At 71.2% G+C, this 21,416-nt stretch carries 20 protein-coding genes, 1 rRNA gene and 1 riboswitch; of the genes, 8 read left to right on the top strand and 13 right to left on the bottom strand.

Annotated elements, in window-relative coordinates; genetic code table 11:
- Positions 1-64: 64 nt before the first annotated feature.
- A complete protein-coding gene (locus tag AC07FV_RS12190; protein ID WP_479086679.1) occupies positions 65-1,582 on the bottom strand; it encodes a glutamate-cysteine ligase family protein in 1,518 nt (505 codons plus the stop codon).
- A 554-nt stretch (positions 1,583-2,136) separates the two neighbouring features.
- Here AC07FV_RS12190 and AC07FV_RS12185 point away from each other — a divergent pair.
- The 7 genes from AC07FV_RS12185 to AC07FV_RS12155 all read left to right on the top strand — a co-directional run bounded on the left by AC07FV_RS12185 (position 2,137) and on the right by AC07FV_RS12155 (position 7,291).
- Positions 2,137-2,721: a hypothetical protein gene (locus AC07FV_RS12185; RefSeq protein ID WP_479086677.1), complete on the top strand. Its 585-nt coding sequence runs from the start codon at positions 2,137-2,139 to the stop codon at positions 2,719-2,721.
- Between the two features lie 272 nt (positions 2,722-2,993).
- The gene (locus tag AC07FV_RS12180; protein WP_053127824.1) at positions 2,994-3,197 is read left to right on the top strand and encodes a DUF5999 family protein; all 204 of its coding nucleotides are present in this window, start codon (positions 2,994-2,996) and stop codon (positions 3,195-3,197) included.
- Between the two features lie 239 nt (positions 3,198-3,436).
- On the top strand, positions 3,437-3,832 hold the full coding sequence (locus AC07FV_RS12175; RefSeq protein WP_383637438.1) for a TOBE domain-containing protein: 396 nt from the start codon (positions 3,437-3,439) through the stop codon (positions 3,830-3,832).
- 197 nt (positions 3,833-4,029) lie between these two features.
- On the top strand, positions 4,030-4,869 hold the full coding sequence (modA, locus tag AC07FV_RS12170) for a molybdate ABC transporter substrate-binding protein (protein ID WP_479086676.1): 840 nt from the start codon (positions 4,030-4,032) through the stop codon (positions 4,867-4,869).
- Positions 4,866-5,753, top strand: a complete 888-nt coding sequence (locus AC07FV_RS12165) for an ABC transporter permease (RefSeq protein WP_479086675.1) — start codon at positions 4,866-4,868, stop codon at positions 5,751-5,753. The genes modA and AC07FV_RS12165 overlap by 4 nt, the downstream gene beginning before the upstream one ends.
- The gene (locus tag AC07FV_RS12160) at positions 5,750-6,844 is read left to right on the top strand and encodes an ABC transporter ATP-binding protein (protein ID WP_479086673.1); all 1,095 of its coding nucleotides are present in this window, start codon (positions 5,750-5,752) and stop codon (positions 6,842-6,844) included. Before AC07FV_RS12165 ends, AC07FV_RS12160 begins: the two co-directional genes overlap by 4 nt.
- A 27-nt stretch (positions 6,845-6,871) precedes the next feature.
- On the top strand, positions 6,872-7,291 hold the full coding sequence (locus tag AC07FV_RS12155) for a TOBE domain-containing protein (protein WP_479086672.1): 420 nt from the start codon (positions 6,872-6,874) through the stop codon (positions 7,289-7,291).
- Between the two features lie 65 nt (positions 7,292-7,356).
- Here AC07FV_RS12155 and gcvP read toward each other — a convergent pair whose 3' ends face one another.
- Positions 7,357-10,242 carry an aminomethyl-transferring glycine dehydrogenase gene (gene gcvP / locus AC07FV_RS12150; RefSeq protein WP_479086670.1) on the bottom strand — a complete coding sequence of 962 codons (2,886 nt, stop codon included), beginning with the start codon at positions 10,240-10,242 and terminating at the stop codon, positions 7,357-7,359.
- Between the two features lie 177 nt (positions 10,243-10,419).
- Positions 10,420-10,515: riboswitch (glycine riboswitch) on the bottom strand.
- Positions 10,516-10,653: 138 nt separating this feature from the next.
- On the opposite strand from gcvP, the gene AC07FV_RS12145 reads away from it, so the two are divergent.
- On the top strand, positions 10,654-11,037 hold the full coding sequence (locus AC07FV_RS12145; protein ID WP_479086668.1) for a PRC-barrel domain-containing protein: 384 nt from the start codon (positions 10,654-10,656) through the stop codon (positions 11,035-11,037).
- Between the two features lie 25 nt (positions 11,038-11,062).
- On the opposite strand, the gene AC07FV_RS12140 is transcribed toward AC07FV_RS12145, so the two are convergent.
- The 11 genes from AC07FV_RS12140 to rrf all read right to left on the bottom strand — a co-directional run.
- The gene (locus tag AC07FV_RS12140; RefSeq protein WP_479086667.1) at positions 11,063-12,523 is read right to left on the bottom strand and encodes a DNA polymerase IV; all 1,461 of its coding nucleotides are present in this window, start codon (positions 12,521-12,523) and stop codon (positions 11,063-11,065) included.
- A gap of 51 nt (positions 12,524-12,574) precedes the next feature.
- Positions 12,575-13,258, bottom strand: coding sequence for a MerR family transcriptional regulator (locus AC07FV_RS12135; RefSeq protein ID WP_479086666.1), 684 nt, complete (start codon positions 13,256-13,258; stop codon positions 12,575-12,577).
- A 193-nt stretch (positions 13,259-13,451) separates the two neighbouring features.
- Complete coding sequence (locus AC07FV_RS12130; RefSeq protein WP_356606246.1) at positions 13,452-13,925, bottom strand: bifunctional nuclease family protein; 474 nt, start codon at positions 13,923-13,925, stop codon at positions 13,452-13,454.
- An 84-nt stretch (positions 13,926-14,009) separates the two neighbouring features.
- On the bottom strand, positions 14,010-14,747 hold the full coding sequence (ftsR, locus tag AC07FV_RS12125) for a transcriptional regulator FtsR (RefSeq protein WP_479086665.1): 738 nt from the start codon (positions 14,745-14,747) through the stop codon (positions 14,010-14,012).
- Between the two features lie 44 nt (positions 14,748-14,791).
- Complete coding sequence (locus AC07FV_RS12120; protein ID WP_479086663.1) at positions 14,792-15,748, bottom strand: FHA domain-containing protein; 957 nt, start codon at positions 15,746-15,748, stop codon at positions 14,792-14,794.
- Positions 15,749-15,809: 61 nt separating this feature from the next.
- Positions 15,810-16,655 (bottom strand): DUF881 domain-containing protein, encoded by an 846-nt coding sequence (locus AC07FV_RS12115; protein ID WP_479086662.1) that lies wholly within the window; start codon positions 16,653-16,655, stop codon positions 15,810-15,812.
- A gap of 5 nt (positions 16,656-16,660) precedes the next feature.
- Positions 16,661-16,993 (bottom strand): small basic family protein, encoded by a 333-nt coding sequence (locus AC07FV_RS12110; RefSeq protein ID WP_003977440.1) that lies wholly within the window; start codon positions 16,991-16,993, stop codon positions 16,661-16,663.
- Positions 16,990-17,886 (bottom strand): DUF881 domain-containing protein, encoded by an 897-nt coding sequence (locus AC07FV_RS12105; protein WP_479086660.1) that lies wholly within the window; start codon positions 17,884-17,886, stop codon positions 16,990-16,992. Before AC07FV_RS12105 ends, AC07FV_RS12110 begins: the two co-directional genes overlap by 4 nt.
- Before the next feature lie 107 nt (positions 17,887-17,993).
- Positions 17,994-20,489, bottom strand: coding sequence for a sugar phosphate nucleotidyltransferase (locus tag AC07FV_RS12100; RefSeq protein WP_479086659.1), 2,496 nt, complete (start codon positions 20,487-20,489; stop codon positions 17,994-17,996).
- A 113-nt stretch (positions 20,490-20,602) separates the two neighbouring features.
- The gene (clsA, locus tag AC07FV_RS12095) at positions 20,603-21,211 is read right to left on the bottom strand and encodes a cardiolipin synthase ClsA (RefSeq protein ID WP_356606236.1); all 609 of its coding nucleotides are present in this window, start codon (positions 21,209-21,211) and stop codon (positions 20,603-20,605) included.
- Between the two features lie 110 nt (positions 21,212-21,321).
- Positions 21,322-21,416 (bottom strand): 5S ribosomal RNA (gene rrf / locus AC07FV_RS12090); the annotation flags it as partial.

The raw sequence follows: 21,416 nt of genomic DNA, 5'->3' as shown, positions 1-21,416 counted from the left end.
CGCGGCGTGCGGCGGGGGCGGGGTTCGAGGGTGCCGTGGCGTCACGGCACCCTCCCTCGCGGACTCAGCCCAGGGGCGCCGGCTCCGGCAGGCCCACCGGCCAGAGGTGCACGGGGTCGCCCTCGCGCATGAGTTCGCAGTAACGGCGGGTCGTGGCGGCCAGCGCGGCGTCCCTGGACAGCCCCGCCTCCAGCCCCCGGTGGAACGTGGCCGCCTGCCACGTAGCGCCGTTGACCCGGCGGCGGCACCGCTCCTCGATCACCCCGAGGTACAGGTCCCGGTCGGCGGGCTCCACGCCCCACGCGTCCAGCCCCGCCTCGGCGAGCGGCAGCAGTTCCTCCCGTACGAGGACCGCGGCGTCGACCTCCGTGGTGCCGCCCAGCCTCCCGCGCCGGGGCCACTCGAAGCGGGCGTCGATGCCATGGCGGCAGGCGGCCTCGAAGTTGCCGGCCGCGGCCTCGAACGGGAGCCGGGTCCAGATCGGCCGGGGCTCGTCGGCGAGCGCGCGCACGACGCCGTAGTAGAAGGCCGCGTTGGCGATGACGTCGGTGACGGTGGGGCCCGCGGGCAGGACCCGGTTCTCCACGCGCAGGTGGGGGACGCCGTCGGCGATGTCGTAGACGGGGCGGTTCCATCGGTAGACGGTGCCGTTGTGCAGGACCAGCTCGGAGAGCGAGGGCACGCCGCCCGCGTCCAGGACCTCCAGCGGGTCCTCGTCGTCGCAGATCGGCAGCAGGGCCGGGTAGTAGCGCCGGTTCTCCTCGAACAGGTCGTACGCGGAGGTGATCCACCGCTCCCCGAACCAGGTGCGGGGCCGGACGCCCTGGGCCTGTAGCTCGGGCGGGCGGGTGTCGGTGGACTGCTGGAACAGCGGTGGCCGCGACTCGCGCCACAGCTCGCGCCCGAACAGGAAGGGCGCGTTGGCACCGACGGCGATCTGCGCGGCGGTGACGGCCTGCGCCGCGTTCCACACGTCCGCGAAGCGGTCCGGGGTGACCTGGAGGTGCAGCTGCACGGAGGTGCAGGCGGCCTCCGGCGCGATGGACTTGCTCGTACAGGTCAGGCGTTCCACGCCCTCGATGTCGAGGGTGAAGTCCTCGCCGCGGGCGGCGACGATCTGCTCGTTGAGCAGGGCGTAGCGGTCGACGGCGGACAGGTTCGAGGACACCAGGTCGTCCCGGTCCAGGGTCGGCAGGATACCGATCATCGCGATCGCCGCGTCGACCTCGCCCGCCTTGCGGTCCGCGTAGGACAGCGAGGTGCGGATCTCCTCCGCGAGACGGTCGAACACCCGGTCGCCCAGTCGGTGCGGGGCGATGTTGACTTCGAGGTTGAACATGGCGAGTTCCGTTTGGAAGTCACGACTCGCGATACGTTCGAGGACTTGCGCATTCAACATTTTCGGCATGCCGTCAGCGCCCACGAGATTCAATTCGATCTCCAGCCCCATCAGGTTCTTGGGACGGTCGAACCGCTTCTCCGCCAGGAGTCGCTCCAGTCCCGTCAGGCACCGCTGGAGCTTCTCGCGGTAGCGCTGGCGATCGGACAGGTCGAACTGACCTGCCACGACCTTCTCCCCCATGGAAGCGTCCCTTCTCGGAGCGGTAGTCGAAGACCCGGCCTCCGGCGGCCGGGTCAGGGGGGATGATGCCCCGCCGAAGCGATCGATAACGTCCCCGCACGGGCCTGGTACCCGCTAGGCTGTGCCGATGTGACCGGTGGCACATTCACGAGGCATGGCACGCCGAGCAGATTCCAGGTCCGCGAACTCGTGAAAAAAGCCGATGACAATTGGCCGACCGCTCGGTGAGCATTTCCCGAGGTCAGCGTCGCACACCCGGCACGAAATCCGGAGGATTCCCGCATATCGACGACCGAATGCAACCTTGTTCGTGTTGCCGGAATCGGCTAGCCGAAACACAGTCTGAACACATGTCGTATAAACTCCGCGAACGAGGCGGAAGACCGGCGCCAACGGTCGATGGATCCTGCCGTCGAGTCTGACGCTCGGCAGGCCTCACCCACTTCTCGGTTCCCGGACGCCGGCCCCTGCCTCTCAGCCCTCGTGAGCCGACAGCGTCGTCCGCCCCGTTCCGCCCTCGCGCCACCGTGCCTTCGAATGAGAGGCGACCCATCATGCCCCTGCATGTCTTCCCGGCCCCCGCGCCCGCCCTGCGCTCCGTTCTCACCGCTCTCTCCTCCCCCACCGCGGTGCGCGAGGCCCGAACCCCCTCCCTGCTCGGCGCCCAGGGACCCGTCACTCCCGAACTTCCGCTGCCCGTCCACGTCCTGGACCACATCACGGCGGAGGGCGTGGCGGTCACGCGGCTGACCGGATGGCGGTTCCTCATCCGCTGCGGCGACCGCGCCGTGGCGGCGGCCGAGACCATGCTGACCCCGGACGGCTGGGCGTTCTCGCACTTCTTCGAGGGTCCCTACGTCGCCTCGACGGAGCTCGCGCTGCGCCAGGCCGAGTCGGTGCCCCAGTCCCACCAGCCGCGCCTGCTGTCCGTCCCGGGGCTGTACATGCTCACGCTCTGGCTGCACGGCGACCGCACCGCCGACGCCGCCGCCGGCCACCCCGCGGCCAACGACCTGCTGGTCCCGCTGGCGCCTGCGCCGCCCGGCATCGCGGCCCACCGCCCGCACCGGGTCGCCGATCTGCTGCCGGTCCTCACGCACCGGGTGACGCCGACCCGGCTGCTGGGCTCCCCCGCCTGACCCGCCTCTCACCCACCCGCGCGGACTAGCCTCATCCGGCCATGCCGAACCATCCGAAGTGACAGTGCAGTTGGGATGAACCGTCCGCGCGGGTGACGCGTCATGAACCTGTGAGAAGCGGTGCAGCGAAATCCCTGCGGATCGAGGCCCGTAGGGCAACACTGGGTTCGGACCGACTTGGACAACGGGGGGCGGCCATGAACGACGCTTCACGCCGCGGGACAGACAAGACAGCGCACTCACCCGACATCACAGACCGAGAGACCCCACTCATGTGTCAGCACCAGCCACCGTGCCCCTCAGCCGACTCCGCCGACCGGGAATCCGCCCGCCTCGCGGCGCACCACCCGGAGCAGGGTTGGAGCCTGCTGTGCAACGGCGTCGTCCTGTTCGAGGACACCGGTGAGCTCCTGCCGGACGGCCAGGTCATCGCCCCGCACCGCCCTGTCGGCGCGGGCCTGATGACCGCCGCCTGAGCGACAGCCGGGCGGTGTGGCACCGCTCCGCCCGGCGCACTTCCCGGGGCCGGCCCGCGGACCTGTCCGCGGGCCGGCCCCCACGCGTGTCCGGGTCCGGTCACAGCGCGTGGCGCCCCGTGCGGTCGCGGTGAACCCGGCACGCCGGGCCCGGACCCGGCGGCATGCCGGTCGCCCGACCAGCCGGCCCCGCCGCCCCCGCACCCGTCGCCCCCCGCGGGCGGCCTATCGTGACCGGCATGCAGTCCTACACGATCGGTCAGGCAGCGCGGCTGCTCGGCGTCAGCCCCGACACCGCCCGACGCTGGGCCGACGCGGGCCGGATCACCACCCACCGCGACGAGGCCGGCCGGCGCCTCGTCGACGGCCGGGACCTGGCCGCGTTCTCGGTGGATCTCGCCCGCTCGGGCGACACCGGCGACGAGACCTCGTACACCTCGGTCCGCAACGCCTTTCCCGGCATCGTCACCGCGATCAAGCTCGGGGACGTGGCCGCCCAGGTCGAGATCCAGGCCGGCCCGCACCGGCTGGTCTCCCTGCTGACCCGGGAGGCGGTGGAGGAACTCGGTCTGGAGGTCGGCATGGAGGCCACGGCCCGCGTGAAGTCGACGAACGTCCATATCGACAGAACCTGACACACCCTCCGCGCCGGTCGCGTCGTATCAACGCACATGCGAGCCTCAAACGCTCTCCGCCTCGCTCATGCGATACGACAAGAGACTTCTGCCTGGCAGATGCGGAAGTATGATCGGCGCAAAGAGGAGCCCGGCGCGACCCGGCCACCACCCCGTCCCGTCGTACTCCTGCGTCAGCAGACCGAGGGAGTGGCCCCGTGACGACCCGTTCCGTGCGCAGGAACCGCCGTGCCCACCGGACCCTGCGGGTGAGCGGTGCGGGGACTGCCCTGCTGCTGGCCCTGAGCGCCTGCTCGTCGTCCTCCGGCTCGGACCCGGCCTCGGACTCGGCCGGTTCCGCGTCGTCCTCCGCCGCGCCGGTGTCCGGCCGGGTCACCGTCTTCGCCGCCGCCTCGCTGAAGGAGAGCTTCACCGCGCTCGGCGACACGTTCGAGGAGCGGCACCCCGGCACCGAGGTCACCTTCAACTTCGCCGGCAGCGACACCCTCGCCGCCAGCATCACCAGCGGTGCCCCGGCGGACGTGTTCGCCTCGGCCAGCCCGAAGACGATGGCCACCGTCACCGACGCCGGCGCCACGGCCGCGGCCCCGTCCACCTTCGTGCGCAACGAGCTGGAGATCGCCACCCTGCCCGGGAACCCCGACGGCATCTCCTCCCTGAAGGACCTCACCGCCTCCGGGCTCAAGGTCGTGCTGTGCGACGAGGCCGTGCCGTGCGGCGCCGCGGCGCGAAAAGCCCTGGATGCGGCCGGTCTCGACCTCACGCCTGTCTCCTACGAGCAGGACGTCAAGTCCGCGCTGACCAAGATCGAGCTGAAGGAGGCCGACGCCGCCCTCGTCTACAAGACCGATGTGAAGGCGGCCGCCGGCAAGGTGACCGGGGTGCCCTTCCCGGAAGCGGCCCGGGCCGTCAACGACTACCCGATCGCCCTCCTCGAGGACGCTCCCAACGCCGCCGCGGCGAAGGCCTTCATCGAGCTGGTGAAGTCCGCCGAGGGGCAGCGGGTGCTGACCGGGGCCGGGTTCCGCACCCCGTGACGAAGCACGCGCCCCGGTCCGCTCCGGCCGAGCCCTTCGGGAGCGACGGCACGGCGTCCGACACCGTCGAGGGCGGCCCTGGACGCCCTCGGCGGCGCGGGCGGACCCGCACGGTACCGGTGCCCCTGCTGCTGCCCGCCCTCGTCGGCCTGGCGTTCCTGCTGCTGCCCCTGATCGCCCTGCTGGTGCGGGCACCGTGGCGCAGCCTGCCCGACCAGTTGACCAGCCCCGAGGTGTGGCAGGCGCTGCGCCTGTCGCTGCTGTGCGCCACGTCGGCGACCGCGCTGAGCCTGGTCGTCGGCGTGCCCCTGGCCTGGGTGCTGGCGCGCACCGACTTCCCCGGCCGCGGCCTCGTCCGGGCGCTGGTGACGCTCCCCCTCGTGCTGCCCCCGGTGGTGGGCGGCGTGGCGCTCCTGCTGGCGTTCGGGCGCAACGGCGTCATCGGGCAGTGGCTGGACGCGTGGTTCGGGATCACCCTGCCCTTCACGACGACGGGCGTCGTCCTCGCGGAGACCTTCGTGGCCCTGCCGTTCCTGGTCATCAGCGTCGAGGGGACCCTGCGCGCCGCCGACCCCCGCTACGAGGAGGCCGCCGCGACGCTGGGCGCCTCCCGGTTCACCGCCTTCCGCCGGGTCACGCTGCCGTTTATCGCGCCGGGCATCGCGGCGGGCGCCGTCCTGGCGTGGGCGCGGGCGCTGGGCGAGTTCGGGGCGACGATCACGTTCGCCGGCAACTTCCCGGGCCGGACCCAGACCATGCCGCTCGCGGTCTACCTCGCGCTCCAGAACGACCCGGCGGCGGCCATCGCTCTCAGTCTGGTGCTGCTGGCCGTCTCCATCGCCGTACTCGCGGGCCTCAGGGACCGCTGGATGAGGACGGCATGACCGACACCGAGGAACGGGCCGCCATGGAACCCACCGGTGGGCAGGCGTCCCGCGGCGGCCTCGACGCCCGGCTCGTGGTGGACCGCGGCACGTTCCGCCTGGACGTCGCGCTCACCGCCGCACCCGGCGACGTCGTCGCCCTGCTCGGCCCCAACGGCGCCGGGAAGAGCACCGCCCTGCGCGCCCTCGCCGGCCTGGAACCGCTCACGGGCGGCCGACTGCACCTCGACGGCGCCCGGCTCGACGGCACGCCACCCGAGTCCCGCCCGGTCGGCGTGGTCTTCCAGGACTACCTGCTCTTCCCGCACCTCACCGCCCTCGACAACGTCGCCTTCGGGCCGCGCTGCCGGGGCGCGAGCAAGGCGGAGGCGCGGGCGCGGGCCGCCGAGTGGCTGGAGCGGATGGGCCTGGCCGGCCAGGCGGGCGCCAAGCCCCGTCGTCTCTCCGGGGGCCAGGCCCAGCGCGTCGCGCTCGCCCGCGCCCTGGCCACCAACCCCCGGTTGCTGCTGTTGGACGAGCCCCTCGCGGCGCTGGACGCCCGGACCCGGCTGGAGGTGCGGGCCCAGCTCCGCCGTCACCTGGCCGAGTTCGAGGCCGTCGCCGTGCTGGTCACGCACGACCCGCTGGACGCCATGGTGCTGGCCGACCGCCTGGTCGTCGTCGAGGACGGCAAGGTCGTCCAGGAAGGCGGTCCCGCGGACATCGCCCGCCGCCCGCGGACGGACTACATCGCTCGCCTCGTCGGCCTGAACCTCTACCGCGGAACCGCCGACGGCCACACCGTGCGGTTCGACGCCGGCCCCGCCGTCACCACCACCGAGGACCTCACCGGTCCCGTCTTCGTGGCGTTCCCGCCCGGCGCCGTGACCCTGTACGCGGAGCGCCCCACCGGCTCCAGCGCCCGCAATCTGTGGCCGTGCGAGGTCGCCGGCCTGGAGACGCACGGCGACCGGATCCGCGTGGACCTCACCGGGGAGCTGGCGCTCACCGCGGACGTCACCACGGTCGCCGCGGCCGAGCTGGGCCTCCACCCGGGGGCACCGGTGTGGGCGGCGGTCAAGGCGACGCAGACGCACGCATACCCGGCGTAAGGGCGTCGCCGGGCTACGTTGGCCCGCATGAGCCTGAGCATCCGCAACCAACTCACCGGCACCGTCACGGCCGTCACGCCGGGCGAGGCCATGGCGACGGTCCGGGTCCGCCTCTCCGGCGGTCAGGACCTCACCGCGGCGATCACCCGCGACGCCGCCGACGACCTCTCCCTCGCCGCCGGGTCCGCCGTCCGCGCCCTGGTGAAGTCGACGGAGGTCGCCCTGGCCACCGGCAGCGTCGACGGCCTGTCCATCCGCAACCGGCTGCCCGGGACGGTCACCGCCCTCACCGCCGGCGAGGCGATGGCCTCGGTCCGGGTGGCCGTCGAGGGCGCCGAACTGACCGCCGCCATCACCAGGGAGGCCGCCGACGACCTGTCGCTGTCCGTCGGCACTCCCGTCGTCGCGCTGGTCAAGTCGACCGAGGTGTCCCTGGCCACCGCCTGACACGCCGGGAGGCCCCGCCCGAACCCCCTACGGGGCCGGACGGGGCCTCCCGGCACGGCTCTGGCTCAGTCCTCGTAGGCGTCCAGCGGCGGGCAGGAGCAGACCAGGTTCCGGTCGCCGAATGCCTGGTCGATGCGGCGCACCGGCGGCCAGTACTTGTCGGCGGCGGACACCCCGGCCGGGAAGACGGCCTCCTCGCGCGTGTACGCGTGGTCCCAGTCGCCGCCCAGCGCGGCGGCGGTGTGCGGCGCACCCCGCAGCGGGTTGTCGTCCGCGGACCAGGTGCCGGAGCCGACCTTCTCGATCTCCGCCCGGATGGCGATCATGGCCTCGCAGAACCGGTCCAGCTCGGCGAGGTCCTCGGACTCGGTCGGCTCGATCATGAGCGTCCCGGCCACCGGGAAGGACATCGTCGGCGCGTGGAAGCCGTAGTCGATCAGCCGCTTGGCCACGTCGTCGACGCTGACACCGGTCGCCTTGGTCAGCGGACGCAGGTCGATGATGCACTCGTGCGCGACCAGCCCGCCGGGGCCGGTGTACAGCACCGGGAAGTGCGGCTCCAGGCGCTTGGCGATGTAGTTGGCGGACAGCACGGCCACCTGCGTGGCGCGCTTGAGCCCCTCGCCGCCCATCAGGCGGACGTACGACCACGAGATCGGCAGGATGCCGGCCGAGCCCCACGGCGCCGCCGAGATCGGGCCGACGCCCGTCTGCGGACCGGCCGCCGGCTGGAGCGGGTGGTTGGGCAGGTACGGCGCCAGGTGCGACCGCACGGCCACGGGGCCGACGCCGGGACCGCCGCCGCCGTGCGGGATGCAGAAGGTCTTGTGCAGGTTCAGGTGCGAGACGTCGCCGCCGAAGTGGCCCGGCTTGGCGACGCCGACCAGGGCGTTGAGGTTGGCGCCGTCCACGTAGACCTGACCGCCGGCCTCGTGCACCTGGGCGCAGATGTCGGCCACGTGCTCCTCGAACACACCGTGCGTCGAGGGGTACGTGATCATGAGCACGGCCAGCTGGTCGCGGTGCTGCTCGATCTTGGCGCGCAGGTCCTCGACGTCGATCTCGCCGTCCTCGGCGGTCTTCACGACCACGACCTTCATGCCGGCCATGACCGCGCTGGCCGCGTTGGTGCCGTGCGCGGAGGACGGGATGAGGCAGACGGTGCGCTGGTCGTCGCCGTTGGCCCGGTGGTAGCCGCGTACGGCCAGCAGACCGGCGAACTCGCCCTGCGACCCGGCGTTGGGCTGGAGCGAGACCTTGTCGTAGCCGGTGACCTCGGCCAGCCGCTCCTCCAGCTCACGGATGAGGGTCAGGTAGCCCTGCGCCTGCTCGGTGGGCGCGAAGGGGTGCAGCGCGCCGAACTCGGACCAGGTGACCGGCTCCATCTCGGTGGTCGCGTTGAGCTTCATGGTGCACGAGCCCAGCGGGATCATGCCGCGGTCCAGGGCGTAGTCCCGGTCGGCGAGGCGGCGCAGGTAGCGCAGCATCGCCGTCTCGGAGCGGTGCTGGTGGAAGACGGGGTGGGTCAGGAAGTCGTCCGTGCGCAGCAGCGCGTCGGGCAGTGCCTCCCCGGTCGCCGCGTCCAGCGACTCGATGTCACCTTCGACGCCGAAGGCGTTCCACACGCCGCCGACCTGGGCGCGCGTGGTCGTCTCGTCGCAGGCGAACGACACGTGGTCGGCGTCGACGAGACGCAGGTTGATGCCGTTCTCGCGGGCGGCGTGGACGACCTCGGCGGCGCGGCCGGGCACCCGCGCGGTGACCGTGTCGAAGTAGGCGCCGTGCACGATCTCGACGCCGCCGGCCGCGAGGCCCGCCGCGATGAGCGTGGCGTACCGGTGGGTGCGCCGGGCGATGGCCCGCAGCCCGTCGGGGCCGTGGTAGACGGCGTACATGCCGGCCATGACGGCGAGCAGCACCTGCGCGGTGCAGATGTTGCTGGTGGCCTTCTCCCGGCGGATGTGCTGCTCGCGGGTCTGCAGGGCGAGGCGGTAGGCCCTGTTGCCGTCGGCGTCCACCGAGACGCCGACCAGGCGGCCGGGCAGGCTGCGCGCGAACTTCTCGTGCACCGCCATGTAGCCGGCGTGCGGACCGCCGAAGCCCATCGGCACGCCGAAGCGCTGGGTGGTGCCGACGGCGATGTCCGCGCCCAGCTCACCGGGCGACGTCAGCAGGGTGAGGGCGAGCAGGTCGGCGGCGACGGTGACGAGCGCGCCGAGTTCGTGCGCCCGGTCGATGACCGGCTTGATGTCGCGGACGGCACCGGAGGCGCCGGGGTACTGGACCAGGACGCCGTTGATCTCCCGCTCGGCGACCTCGGCCGGGATGCCCTCGCTCAGGTCGGCGACGACGACCTCGACACCGGTCGGTTCGGCGCGGGTGCGGATCACCGCGATGGTCTGCGGCAGCGCGTCGGCGTCGACGAGGAAGAGGCCCTTCTTGTTCTTGCCCATGCGCCGGGACAGCGCCATCGCCTCGGCGGCGGCGGTGCCCTCGTCCAGCAGCGAGGCGCCGGAGGTGGGCAGGCCGGTCAGCTCGGCGACCGTCGTCTGGAAGTTGAGCAGCGCCTCCAGGCGGCCCTGGCTGATCTCCGGCTGGTACGGGGTGTACGCCGTGTACCAGGCCGGGTTCTCCATGACGTTGCGCAGGATGACCGGCGGCGTGAAGGTGCCGTAGTAACCGAGGCCGATCATGGAGTCGAGGACCTGGTTGCGGTCGGCGAGCGAACGCAGTTCGGCCAGCACCTCGGCCTCGGAGCGCGCGCCCGGCAGGTCCAGCGCGTCGGCGTTCTTGATCACATCCGGCACCGCGGCGGCCGTCAGCTCGTCGAGCGAGCCGTAGCCGACCTGCGCGAGCATCTTGGCCCGGGCCTCGTCGTCGGGGCCGATGTGGCGCTGCTCGAACGGCGCGGCCTGTTCGAGCTCGGAGAGCGAAATGCGAGGGGCGGTCATTGCGGAGGCCTCCTGGTCTGACGACCTTCGAGGGGCACCACGGCGCGGGTACCCGAACGGCCTCCCCCTCTGTCATCTGACCTGAGAGCTTCACCGGGACGGCCCGAGGGCTCCACCCGGCTTTCACCGTCGGTGAGAGCGGAAGCCGTCGACACCCGCTCTGCTTTCCAGAGTGACCTCGTCCATGCGGTACGTGAGCCTGAGAGATTCCGGGGAGGATTTGCTCCTTCGGCGCCTCCGGAGGTGTCCGGAGGACTCTCCCGCACGGGGTCAGCAGCCATTTGCCAGCGTACCAGCGTGCTCACCGCACGGACCTTCGAGTGGCCGTCCCAGCCTTTGTGCCCTTTTGTGGTACTTACGGATGATTCGGCGGCTGGTGTGCGATCCCAGTGCGACCAAGTGGAGGGCCCCGTGCGTACTGACATCGACCCGCGGAACCTGATCGGCCGCAAGGCGTTCGACCGCAACGGCAGCCGGATCGGCACCGTCGACGAGGTCTACCTCGACGACGCGACCGGCGTCCCGGAGTGGGCGGCCATACGCACCGGCCTGTTCAGCAGGGACGCCTTCGTGCCCCTGGAGCCGAGCGAACTGGTCGAAGGCACCCTGCGGGTGCCCTTCGAGCGGACGCTGATCAAGGAAGCCCCCGACTTCGGCGTCGGCCGCCACCTCTCCCCGGAGCAGGAACTTCAGCTCTACCACCACTACGGTCTGGACGTGGCCGCGCCCGCGCCCGCCCCGCTCCCCGACCGCGACTTCGGCAAACTGGCCGGTCAGGGCAAGGAAGAGAGCTGACCGTCCCGCCCCCCGGAACCCGCCGCTAGCCGGGAGCCGGACGCTCACGGTCCGACGAACCGCCACCCGCCCCGGCCTCCGGAGCCGAATCCGCGGGCGCGGCCTCCGCGTCCCCCCGTCTTCGCGGCCCGGCAGGACCGGCAGGCCCGGCAGGCCCGGCCGGGACCAGCGGCAGCGGATCCGCCGGTGCCAGATCCGGGTCGTCCACCGGGAAGGTCCGTACCCTCCCGGTCCCCGAGTACGGCGTCTCGAACCGCACGGTGACCCTCCCCAGCCCACTGCCCTGCACCCATCCGTGCCCGTACTCCGCGTGCCGCACGTCGTGTCCCGAGGGCCACCGGCGCTCGGCGTGCGCCGGTGCGTGCCGCTTCTCGGCGGGCTCGGGCTCCTCGGCGAGTTCCCCGGACCGGTCCCCGGCCGCCTGCGCGAACAGGTCCTCCTGTGTGTAGTCGGCCAGCCCGCTGACGCCCACCCCCAGCAGCCGTACACCGCCCGTGGTGTCCACCGAGTCCAGCAGCCGGGCCGCAGCCTCGCGCACGACCGCCGGATCGTCCGTGGGCCCGCGCAGGGTATCGGAGCGCGTCAGCGTCGAGAAGTCGTACCTGCGCACCTTCAGCACGATCGTCCGTCCCGACAGCCCGGACCCGCGAAGCCGCCGCACACACCGCTCCGCCAGCCGTCCCACCTCCACCCCGACCCGCACCCGGTCGTGGATGTCCACGTCGTAGGTGTCCTCGACCGACACCGACTTCGTCTCCCGCTCCGACACGACGGGCCGGTCGTCGCGGGCCAGGGCCATGGCGTACAGGGCGTGCCCGTGCGCCTTGCCCAGCAGCCGCACCAGCTCGTCCTCGCCCGCCTCCGCCAGCTCGCCGACCGTGGTGATCCCGGCGCGCCGCAGGTGGTCGCCGGTCGCCGGCCCCACCCCGGGCAGCGTCCGCACGGACATCGGCTCCAGCATGGCCCGCTCCGTGCCCGGCCGGATCAGGACCAGGCCGTCGGGCTTGGCCTCCTCCGAGGCGATCTTGGCGAGCATCTTGGACGCCGCGAGTCCCACCGATCCGGTCAGGCCGGTGAAGGTGCGGATGTCCGTGCGCAGCCGGGCACCGGCCAGCCGCGCCGACGCCGCGTCCCAGGCCGTCCCGCCGGCCTCCAGGTCCACGAACGCCTCGTCCAGGCTCAGCGGCTCCACGAGGGGCGACAGGGCCCGCAGCAGCCGCATCACCTGCTCACTGATCGACCGGTACAGCTCGAAACGCGGCACGAGGTACGCGGCGTGGGGCGCCAGCCGCCGGGCCTGGCCCATGGGCATCGCCGAGTGCACGCCGAAGACCCGCGCCTCGTACGAGCAGGTGGCGACCACCCCGCGCGGCCCGAGGCCGCCCACGATCACGGCCTTCCCGCGCAGGCTCGGCTTGGACGCCTGCTCCACCGAGGCGAAGAAGGCGTCCATGTCGAGGTGCAGGATGGTGGGCGCGGTTCTCACATCTCCGATGCTGCCCTACGCCACTGACATCGCCTCGCGGCGGCGGCCCGGTCAGACCGCCCGGTTGCGCCGCCGCGCCAGCTCGTCCGCCGGATTGTGCCCGACCAGGGTCTCCCCCGTGTCCACGCGCTCCCCGTGCAGCTGCGACAGCGCGCTCTCGACGTCCCGCCACACCACTCCCACGGCGATCCCGAAGATGCCCTGGCCGCCCTGGAGCAGGGCGTGCACCTCGTCGGGGGACGTGCACTCGTGGACCGTGGCGCCGTCGCTCATCAGCGTCATCCGCTCCAGGTCCTGGAAGCCGCGCTCCCTGAGGTGCTGGACCGCGGTGCGGATGTTCTGCAGGGACACCCCGGTGTCGAGGAAGCGCTTGACGATCTTCAGCACGACGACGTCGCGGAAGCTGTACAGGCGCTGTGTCCCGGAACCGTGCGCGGGCCGCACACTGGGCTCGACGAGCCCCGTGCGGGCCCAGTAGTCGAGCTGCCGGTAGGTGATCCCGGCGGCCGCGCAGGCCGTCGGCCCGCGGTAGCCGATCTGCTCGGACGCCATGGCCGTCGTCCCTCCGCTGCTCGGCACGGCGGCCGGCCGCTGCGGAGCCGGGTCGGCCGCGCCACCCTGCTGGGGATACCTCCCGCTCGCTCGGAGCCGAGAGCCCGGGGGAGGGTACGGTCCACTCTCCCCGAGGCTGTGCCCGGGGCCACCCCCAGCCGTACCGTCGCCGCTGATTCTCACGCCGACCTCCGTCCTTGACCTGCCTCCTCGAAGGTAGGCAGTCACCAAGGGTGCGTCAACGATCGCCACACTCGGCACGCCGAGTGATAATCACCCTGAGAGTGGTTTCGCGTGCCCCGGCACGGGGAAAGGCTAGCCGAATGTGCCTGGAAGGGGCCGCGTGACACCGCGCACCACCTCCGCCTCGCCCGGCTCACTGGTTGCTGGTCCCGAAGTCCTCCGGGGAGATCTGGTCGAGGAACTCGCGGAACTTCTCGACCTCGTCCTCCTGCTCGTCCGGGATGGCGATGCCCGCGTCGTCGAGCACCGCGTCGCTGCCGTAGATCGGCGTTCCGGTGCGCAGCGCGAGCGCTATGGCGTCGGACGGCCTGGCACTGACCTCGACACCGCTGGCGAAGACCAGCTCGGCGTAGAAGACCCCGTCCCGGAGGTCGGTGATGCGCACTTCCGTGAGCTCCTGGCCGACCGCTTCCAGCACGTCCTTGAACAGGTCGTGGGTCAGCGGCCGCGCGGGGGACATCCCCTGCTGGGCGAAGGCGATCGCCGTCGCCTCCCCCGGCCCGATCCAGATGGGAAGGTAGCGGTCGCCTCCCACCTCGCGCAGCAGCACGATCGGTTGGTTGGAGGGCATCTCGACCCGGACACCTACGACATCGAGCTCGTTCACACAGCAACCCTAGGCCGTGCCCGGGACCTTTGGGTAGTCGGGCCGGGATCGAGCGGGTGATCCGGCCTGAGGTGCACGTCCGTTTCAGGGCAGCCGCACGCCCAGGGCGCTCTGCACCAGCGCCGCGTGCAGCCTCACCGCCAGCCCCGCCAGCTCCTTGGTCCGGGCTTCCGCGTGTGCCCTGGTCTGGGGGTTGCGGTGGCGTCTGAGCGGCGCGACCACCTGGTCGACGAGGCCCGCCTCCCGGTCGGCGGCGGCCTTCATGACCCGCAGGTGACGCGGCTCGATCCCGAACCGTCCCAGTTCGACCACCAACGAGGCGACGGTGGCCGCCTCGGCGTCGTAGGCCCCGTCGGCCAGTGGAGCGACGAGCCCGTAGGACTCCCACTCCTTCAGTTCCTGCTCGCCGATACCGGCCGCGACGAGCAGCTCGTCCCGCCCGATCCTGGCGGCCGTGGGTGCCTCGGCCTGCTCCGGTGCGGTCTCCGGGTCCCGCTGCCTGCCCAGTGAGGGCAGGGGCACGGCCTCGCCGCGCTCCATGGCGTCCAGATGCTCGCGGATCACCTTCAGCGGCAGGTAGTGGTCGCGCTGCATGCGCAGCACCTGGCCCAGACGCTCGACGTCGTGGGCGCTGAACTTGCGGTATCCGGCCGGCGTCCGCCGCGGCTCGACGAGCCCTTCCGACTCCAGGAACCGGATCTTGGAGATGGTGATGTCGGGGAACTCGTCACGCAGCGCGTTCAGCACCGTGCCGATGCTCATCAGCCCACTGTCCGCGGCGGCGGCGCCGTGCCCGGCACCGCCGCTCGGTGTATGAAGCATGGACCTTCCCTGGAGGTTCCCCGGGCCGGGGCCCGGGGGGCGGGTCAGTAACCCCGCTGGCTCGCGTAGAAGACCAGCCGGTACTTGCCGATCTGCACCTCGTCGCCGTTCGACAGGGCGACCTGGTCGATACGCTCGCGGTTGACGTACGTACCGTTCAGGCTGCCGACGTCGGCCACCGTGAACGATCCGTCCGGACTGCGGCGGAACTCGACGTGCCGACGGGAGACCGTCACGTCGTCCAGGAAGATGTCGCTCTGCGGATGACGTCCGGCGGTGGTCAGCTCGCCGTCCAGCAGGAAGCGGCTGCCCGAGTTCGGGCCGCGGCGCACCACCAGGAGCGCGGAGCCCAGCGGCAGCGCGTCGACGGCGGCCTGCGCCTCGGGAGAGAGCGCCGGGACCGCGGTCTGACCGGTGACCTCGGCGTCGTACGCCTCCAGGCCGGAGATGGAGATCGTGGAGGTCGTCTCGGACGCACGCTCCGGGACCGCCCCGGCACGCAGCGGCGCACCGCAGTTGGAGCAGAAGCGGCTGTTCTCCGCGTTGCGGTTACCGCACCTCGTGCACACCAGGGCCGACATGGACGGATCCTCCTGCCGCGGCTGCCCCGCCGGGGCGTTCGACGCGTACGGGCCGGGGGGAAACCCTCCACCCGTACCTGAGGTTGACGGTTGCCCGAAACCTATGCCGCCGGACTGTGCAGGGTCAACAGACGCCGCGCCCTGACCACCGGAAATGTCCCCGCCCGGACCCACCTGGTCCCGGAACATCGGGCGTCGGCCCTCCGCGTCGGGCTGTGCGCGATGGCGCGCGGTCGCGTTGTCGCTGCCCTCTCGCGCGCTCTTGCCGAACAACTTCGCAAACAACTTCACGGGCGATTCCCCTTGACCGAAACAGACCCGCCCGTGGGGCAGGACGAACCCTGACTGAACCAACTGACCGACCCGGACACCTTCACAACGTCCGTCTCCACCAGACAGTTTCCACCACGCACCACCCAATCGGTGCGCCGACCCCCCGCAACCTCATGCCCTGGCCGGACGTCCCCCATGCACCACCGGTTCACTGGGAGGACGACCGAGCGTAGTCAGGCCGCTTCGCTGCTCGCAAGGCGTCCACGACGATCTTGTCCGACCGCTCGACGGTGACGGTGGCCTGTTCCTTCTCCAGAGTCTGCACCACTCCTCCAGGAATGTTGAGAGCCGGTTCGAGGTCCTGCGGCTTGCCGATGACCTGGAAACGATAGGGCGCGTTGATCTTGTTCCCGTCGACGGTCACGGACTTGTCGGCGTCCGTGAGGTACGTTCCGGCGACGACCCGCACACCGTTCACCTGGATCGCCTCCGCGCCCGCCGCACGCAGCTCCTGCACCGCGTCGAGCAGCATGTCCGCCTCGACCGTCCCCTTCGTGTCCTCGATCGTCACCGTGATGCCGGGCCCCTGCGCGGCCACGGTGCCCGCGAGGACGCCGAGTTGCCGCTCCTTCTCGAGCGTCTGCTTCCGGGCCTCCTCGGCCTGGTCGGAGCTGTTCTCCAGCTCGTCGCGCTGCTGCTCGAGGCCCTGCTTCTCGTCTTCAAGACGCTGAGTACGGTCGTCCAGTTCATCGAGGATGCGGACCAGATCCTCCTGTCGCGCACCTCTCAGCGCGCTGTCACCGTCGCTGTTCGACGCCACCTGCACGGCCAGGCCGAAGCCCAGCCCGAACAGCAGCAGCGCGACGATGAGTTGGGCCCGGGTGAGGCGCGGCGGCCACAACCCCTTCACCAGCCGCTGCCTGCCGGTCAGCCCCGCCCGCGGCCCGTCCGGCGCGTCACCGGCCGGGGCCTCCTCGGCGTTCCGCGCCGGCGGTACCTCGTCGGGCAGCTCTCTGCGCAGCCGGTTCGTGTTCTGCTCGTCCTGGTCGCTCATCGGCCTCACGCCCGGAAGACGTGGCGGCGGATGGCCGCGGCGTTGGAGAAGATGCGGATACCGAGGACGACGACGACACCCGTGGACAGCTGGGCCCCCACGCCCAGCTTGTCGCCGAGGAACACGATCAGCGCGGCCACCACCACGTTCGACAGGAACGACACCACGAAGACCTTGTCGTCGAAGATGCCGTCGAGCATGGCCCGCAGACCACCGAAGACGGCGTCCAGCGCCGCCACGACGGCGATCGGCAGGTAGGGCTCGACGGCCGCCGGCACCTCCGGCCGGACCAACAGGCCGGCCACGACTCCCACGACGAGGCCCAGTACGGCGATCACGATGTGCCCTTCTCGGTTATCGGCTGTGCTGTACGTACGATCAGGCTCGGTGCGCCGGGGAGCTTGAGGTCCTCGGCGGCGGAGATGGCCGTCCGGATGCCGTAGTTCTCCTGGAGGGCGTGCAGGTAGAGCCCGTCGGCGCTGTCCTGGAACCGGGTGGCGAGCCGCTCCCCGTCCCCCACGGCGAGCACCGTGTACGGCGGCACCAGCGGCCTGTTGTCGACCAGTATCGCGTCACCGGCGGCCCTGATCGCCGACAGCGCGGTCAGGCGCTGCCCGTTGATGGAGACGGCCTCGGCTCCCGATTCCCAGAGCCCGTTGACGACGCGCTGCATGTCCCGGTCCCGCACCCGGCCCGTGTCGGAGAAACCGGAGGTGCCGCGCGGCTGCCCGTCGCCGCCCGTGGCCGCCTCCTTGGCGTCGTCCACGACGAGTTTCACCCCGGGGCCGTGCACCTCCACCGCACCCGACAGGATGCCCATCAGGTCGGACCGTCCGCTGTCGCCGTTCTTCTCGAGCGCCTCGTGCTGCCGCGCGCTGACGTCGTCACGGAGGGTGTCGACGCTCTCCTCGAGTCGGTCGGCCGCCGAGGTCTCCCCCTCTATGCGGTCGATGAGTTCTTCGCGTTCCTTGGCGACGGCGGGGGCGGCCACCCGCGCCTGGGCGGCGCCGACCGTCACCACCAGGGCCGCCAGCACCAGCCCGGCGGCCAGTCCGAGCTTGGCCCGGAGGGTCCTCGGCATTCCGCCGCTGCCGTCGGCCTTCTTCCGCGCGGCGGCTTCGGCGTACCCGTCGTCGAGGCTGTGGTCCATGACGTTGGTGATCAACGACATGGACGCGTCCGGGCGTGCGGGCCGCGTGGGGGTGCTCCGAACGGGGGGTTGCTGCGGCATGCCGCACATCGTCGCACGCCACGCCCACTACCTCCGAATGGCCCCACCGGCGTGCCGGACAGGCCCCCTTGGGGACACTTGTCCGGCACGCACGCGTGCGGCCCGTATTACCGGCCCGCGCTGTCCACCACCGCGGCCCACTCGTCGAGCAGGGCCTGCGCGGAGGCGTCGTCGGGGCCTTCGGCCCACAGGTGGGTGACCGCCTCGGCCGGGTCGGGCAGCACCATGACCCAGCGCCCGTCGGTCTCCACCACGCGCACACCGTCCGTGGTGTCCACGAAGCGGTCTCCGGCTGCCTCGACGACCCGCCGCATGACGAGGCCCTTGACGGCCCAGGGGGTCGCGAGATCGCGCTTGAGCACGTGCGCCCGCGGGATCCGCGCGTCGATCTGGCTCAGCGTGAGCTGTGTCCGGGCGACCAGACCGATGAGCCGCACGAAGGCCGCCGTACCGTCGTAGACGCTGCTGAACTCCGGGACGATGAAGCCGCCCTTGCCGTCACCGCCGAAGATCGCGCCTTCCTCACCGCCGACCCGCGTCAGGTCGTCTGGCGAGGTGGTCGTCCACTCGACCTGCGTCCCGTGGTAGGCCGCCACCTGCTCGGCGATCCTCGTGGTGGTCACCGGCAGCGCGACCCGCCCGCTGCGTCGTTCGGCGGCGATCAGGTCGAGCATCACCAGCAGCGCACGGTCGTCCTCGATGATCCGGCCCTTCTCGTCGACGAGCGACAGCCGCTCACCGACCGGGTCGAACCGCACGCCGAACGCAGCGCGCGAGGAGGCCACGATCTCCCCGAGGCGCACCAGCCCCGACCGCCGCATGTCGGCCGACTCGGTCGGCCGGGACTCGTCGAGACCGGGGTTGATGGTCAGCGAGTCGACGCCCAGCTTCCCGAGCAGGCTCGGCAGGACCAGTCCGGAGCTGCCGTTGGAGGCGTCGACGACCACCTTGAGCCCGGACTCCGCGATCCCCGTGATGTCGACGTTGCGCAGCAGCGACCCGGTGTACGAGTCGAAGACGCTGGACGGGAAGTGCAGGTCCCCGATCTCACCGGGGAAGGCGCGCCGGTACTCCTGGCGCGCGAAGACCCGGTCGAGCTTGCGCTGGCTTCCCTGCGACAGGTCGGCGCCCTGCCCGTCGAAGAACATGATGTCGACGGAGTCCGGCACCCCGGGGGTGGTCCGGATCATGATCCCGCCGGCACTGCCCCGCGCGGTCTGCTGCCGTGCCACGGGCAGCGGTACGTTCTCCAGGTCCCGTACGTCGATGGCGCTGGCCTGCAGGGCGGAGATCACCGCCCGCTTCAGCGCACGGGCACCACGGGAGTGGTCGCGGGCCGTGGTGACGGTGGAGCCCTTCTTCAGCGTGGTCGCGTAGGCGCCGGCCAGTCGTACGGCCAGCTCCGGCGTGATCTCCACGTTCAGGATGCCGGACACCCCGCGGGCGCCGAAGAGGTGCGCCTGGCCGCGGGACTCCCAGATGACGGACGTGTTGACGAAGGCGCCGGCCTCGATGGTCTTGAAGGGGTAGACCCGCACGTTCCCCTGGATGATCGATTCCTCGCCGACCAGGCACTCGTCGCCGATGACCGCGCCGTCCTCGATGCGCGCGGCCCGCATGATGTCGGTGTTCTTGCCGACAACGCAGCCCCGCAGGTTGCTGTGCGGACCGACGTACACGTTGTCGTGAACGACTGCCTTGTGCATGAAGGCGCCGCTCTTGACGACGACGTTGGAGCCGACGACGCTGTGTTCGCGGATCTCGGCGCCGGCTTCGACCTTGGCGTAGTCACCGATGTACAGGGGGCCCCGGAGCACCGCGTCGGGGTGCACCTCGGCGCCCTCGGCGACCCAGACGCCGGGGGAGATCTCGAAGCCGTCGATGTCGACGTCTACCTTGCGCTCGAGCACGTCGGCCTGGGCCTTCACGTAGCTCTCGTGGGTGCCGACGTCCTCCCAGTAGCCCTCGGCGACGTAGCCGTAGACGGGCTTGCCTTCCTTCATCAGCTGGGGGAAGACGTCACCCGACCAGTCCACGGGCACATCGGGGTCCACGTAGTCGAAGACCTCGGGCTCCATGACGTAGATACCGGTGTTCACGGTGTCCGAGAAGACCTGGCCCCAGGTCGGCTTCTCCAGGAAGCGCTCGACCTTGCCCTCTTCGTCGACGATGGTGATACCGAATTCAAGGGGGTTCGGCACCCGTGTGAGACACACGGTGACGAGCGCGCCCTTTTCCTTGTGGAAATTGATCAGGTCGGTGAGGTCGAAGTCGGTCAGGGCGTCACCGGAAATGACGAGGAAGGCATCGTCCTTCAACGCCTCCTCGGCGTTCTTGACGCTTCCGGCGGTACCGAGTGGCTTCTCCTCATTGGCATAGGTGAGCTCCATCCCGAGCTCCTCGCCGTCACCGAAGTAGTTCTTGACCAGCGAGGCCAGGAACTGGACGGTGACGACGGTCTCGTTCAGCCCATGCCTTTTGAGCAGCCGCAGAACATGCTCCATGATCGGCCGGTTGGCCACCGGCAGGAGCGGCTTGGGCATGCTCGAGGTCATGGGACGAAGGCGCGTGCCCTCGCCTCCAGCCATCACGACGGCCTTCATGTCGGAAGCGTCCTCCTCTAAGACGACGGATTGACCGACTTCTCCCGTCCAGAGTCCCGCACTTTGGCAGAGCGGGCCATCCGGCCGTCGGGGCCGCGCATTCAGCGAACGAGTCAGTCGGCCATGGTGCCCGCGCGAACCAAGCGGCGGACCTGCACCACATAGAGAACACCTGCCCACCAGTACAGGGTTGTACCCCATCCGGCGAACGCCCATCCGAAAACAGCAGCGAGTGACGCGATCCATCCGCTTGCGTCACTGAGCAGCAGCAACGGGAACGCGTACATGAGGTTGAAGGTGGCGGCCTTCCCCAGGAAGTTCACCTGGGGCGGCGGATAGCCGTGGCGCCGGAGGATCCCCACCATGACGAGCAGGACGGCCTCGCGTGCGAGCAGGACGAGGGTCAGCCAGAGCGGTAGGACCTCCCGCCAGGTGAGGCCGACCAGGGTGGAGAGGATGTACAGCCGGTCGGCCGCGGGGTCCAGGAGCCGGCCGAGGCTGCTGATCTGGTTCCAGCGCCGCGCGAGCTTGCCGTCCAGGTAGTCGCTGATCCCGCTGAGGGCCAGCACCAGGAGGGCCCAGCCGTCACTCTTGGGGCCCCCGAACTCGGGCCTGAGGATGAGCCACAGGAAGAGGGGCACGCCGGCGAGGCGGGCCATGCTCAGGATGTTCGGGATGGTGAGGACCCGGTCGGTCTGCACGCGGGTCTCCTGGACCTCCACGCGGGGGCCTCCTGGGGTGAAACGAGCCAATGATGCTCCCTGACCTTACCTCAACGCAAAAAAGCTCTGGCTCTCGGGCTGCATGCCCAAGAGCCAGAGCTCTAAGAGGAGTTCGGCGGCGTCCTACTCTCCCACAGGGTCCCCCCTGCAGTACCATCGGCGCTGAAAGGCTTAGCTTCCGGGTTCGGAATGTAACCGGGCGTTT

The organism is Streptomyces sp. NPDC045956 (assembly GCF_056430705.1).
This window is presented reverse-complemented; position numbering and strand designations above follow the sequence as displayed.

What these genes read in the sequence shown, in the direction of transcription:
- AC07FV_RS12100 (WP_479086659.1), bottom strand. Translation starts at nt 20,489, where the DNA reads ATGAAGGCCGTCGTGATGGCTGGAGGCGAGGGCACGCGCCTTCGTCCC.
- gcvP (WP_479086670.1), bottom strand. Translation starts at nt 10,242, where the DNA reads ATGACCGCCCCTCGCATTTCGCTCTCCGAGCTCGAACAGGCCGCGCCG.
- AC07FV_RS12190 (WP_479086679.1), bottom strand. Translation starts at nt 1,582, where the DNA reads ATGGGGGAGAAGGTCGTGGCAGGTCAGTTCGACCTGTCCGATCGCCAG.
- AC07FV_RS12160 (WP_479086673.1), top strand. Translation starts at nt 5,750, where the DNA reads ATGACCGACACCGAGGAACGGGCCGCCATGGAACCCACCGGTGGGCAG.
- ftsR (WP_479086665.1), bottom strand. Translation starts at nt 14,747, where the DNA reads ATGCTTCATACACCGAGCGGCGGTGCCGGGCACGGCGCCGCCGCCGCG.
- AC07FV_RS12105 (WP_479086660.1), bottom strand. Translation starts at nt 17,886, where the DNA reads ATGCCGCAGCAACCCCCCGTTCGGAGCACCCCCACGCGGCCCGCACGC.
- AC07FV_RS12180 (WP_053127824.1), top strand. Translation starts at nt 2,994, where the DNA reads ATGTGTCAGCACCAGCCACCGTGCCCCTCAGCCGACTCCGCCGACCGG.
- AC07FV_RS12185 (WP_479086677.1), top strand. Translation starts at nt 2,137, where the DNA reads ATGCCCCTGCATGTCTTCCCGGCCCCCGCGCCCGCCCTGCGCTCCGTT.
- AC07FV_RS12155 (WP_479086672.1), top strand. Translation starts at nt 6,872, where the DNA reads ATGAGCCTGAGCATCCGCAACCAACTCACCGGCACCGTCACGGCCGTC.
- AC07FV_RS12175 (WP_383637438.1), top strand. Translation starts at nt 3,437, where the DNA reads ATGCAGTCCTACACGATCGGTCAGGCAGCGCGGCTGCTCGGCGTCAGC.
- AC07FV_RS12115 (WP_479086662.1), bottom strand. Translation starts at nt 16,655, where the DNA reads ATGAGCGACCAGGACGAGCAGAACACGAACCGGCTGCGCAGAGAGCTG.